Below are 1,930 nucleotides of genomic sequence, written 5' to 3'. Positions count from 1 at the left end.
TGCGCGCAGCACCTTGTCCACTTGCTGGCGTCACCGTGCTGCTGAGCACTTGGCCCACGCTGTTATAGGTGTACGTGGTGACGGTGCCATCGACCGCGGTGCGGTTCGCGACTTGGCCGTCGGCATTGGTGGTGACGTGGCTTTGTTCGTTGGCGGTGTTCGTGCCAAGGAGACCCACCAACGTGGCGACGCTCTCGCTGCCGGTCAGCGCGTTGAGCTGCGTGCCGGTCAGCGCGGTCGCGTAGCGCGTCGTCGTGGTGGTGTTCGTCGTGGTGTCGTACGACGTCGTCGTGAGATAGCCGTCCGCATCGATCGTGGCCACCCCGCGGCCGTCGCCGTCGTCATACGTGCGCGTCGTCTGGTCCTGTGTACTGGTCGTGAGATCGGCTTGCAGCGCGGCTAACGTGGGCGTATCGCCCAGGCTGCTGAGCTGGCTACTCGTGAGTGCCGTGGCGTAAGCGGTTTGCCGTACCGCTTCGCCGGCGTCGTTGTACGTGGTGACGGTGACGTAGCCCAGTGCATCGATCGTCGCCACGGCATGGCCGTCCGCATCGTAGATCGTCAGCGTGGTGCGGTTGGTGGCGTTGCTGGTGAGATCGGCCTGCAGTGCAGCGAGCGTCGGATGGCTGCCGAGTGTGCTGCGCTGTGTAGGGGTGAGGGGCGTGGCGTACTGCGTGGTAGCCAAGACATGGCCCGCACCGTCGTACAGCACCGTGGTGACGGTATTGGCCGGATCGATCGTCGCCACCACCTGGCCGGCGGCGTTGTAGATGCTTGTCGTGGTGCGATCGTTCACCGTGCTGGTCGGTACCGGCAGGCTGGTCGGATAGCTGCTGGTGAGCGCGCCACTGCTGAGCCAACTGGCGGTGTTCACGGGCGTGGCGTACTGCGTAGTCTGGATCACCTGGCCGTCGGCGTCGACGGTGGTCGCGGTGACGTTGCCATCGCCATCCACCGTGCCGGTCACGTCGCCATCGGCGTCGTAAAACGTGTAGGTGACGTTGCCGGCCGGATCGATCGCCGCGATCGCTTGCCCATCGGCGTTATACAGATAGCTCGTGATGCGGCTGGTTTGGCCGCTGGCCGATTGCGTGCTGTTGAGCAATTGGCCCGCACTGGTGCGTACCTGGGTGGTGGTGAGCCCGTTCGCCTGCGTGATCGCGAGCGTGTTGGCGCTGTCGGTATAGACGTAGCTGGTGACGTTACTGAGCGGATCAGTGGTGCTGAGCAGCCGTCCCAAGCCGTCGTAGGCATAGGTGGTGGTCTGCAAGGTAGTGCGGTTGGCACCGGTCTCGGTGCTGGTTTGCAGGAGACGACCCTGCACGTCGTAGGTCGTGGTGGTGATGACGGTGCCGTTCGTCAGCACACCATTGCCGTTGCTGTCGACGGTGTCGTACTGGGTTTGTGTGGCCAGTTGGCCGCGCACGTCGTAGGTGTAGTCGGTGCGCGTGCTTTGGCTGAGCGTGGTTTGCACGGCAGTGCCCTGCACCCACGCCTGCAGTTGGGCCAAGGTGGGCGGATTGCTCGGGCTGTTGCTGTTGCTACTGGGGCTGTAGGTGGCCCCCAGGTAGTGGCGCGTGGTGGTGAGTTCGCTCAAGCCATTGGCGGTGGTGTAGTCGTGCTCGGTGACGGCGCCGAGCGGATCGATGGCGTAGGCGAGCTGGTTATTGGCGGTGTAGACGTAATACGTGGTCTCGGCGCCGCTCGGGGCGACGTAACCGCTCTGCCCCACTTGGCCTTGCGCGGCGACGGTGTAGGTGGTTTTGCTGGTGACCTGGTCGGCGGCGTTATAGGTGTAGGTCACCGTGTTACCGGCACCGTCTTCCACACTCAGCAAATTGCCGTTGGCATCGTAGCTATAGCTGGTGATGGCCCCGTTCGGATCGGTGCGGGTTAAGAGGTTGCCGTTGGCGTCGTAGGTATACGTGGT

General features: G+C 64.0%; 1 pseudogene. It reads right to left on the bottom strand.

The window, feature by feature from the left end:
- A pseudogene (locus QQJ86_RS20150) lies at nt 1-1,930 on the bottom strand (putative Ig domain-containing protein); the annotation flags it as partial.

This window comes from Dyella acidisoli (assembly GCF_030160295.1).
Classification (GTDB): domain Bacteria; phylum Pseudomonadota; class Gammaproteobacteria; order Xanthomonadales; family Rhodanobacteraceae; genus Dyella_B; species Dyella_B acidisoli.
This window is presented reverse-complemented; position numbering and strand designations above follow the sequence as displayed.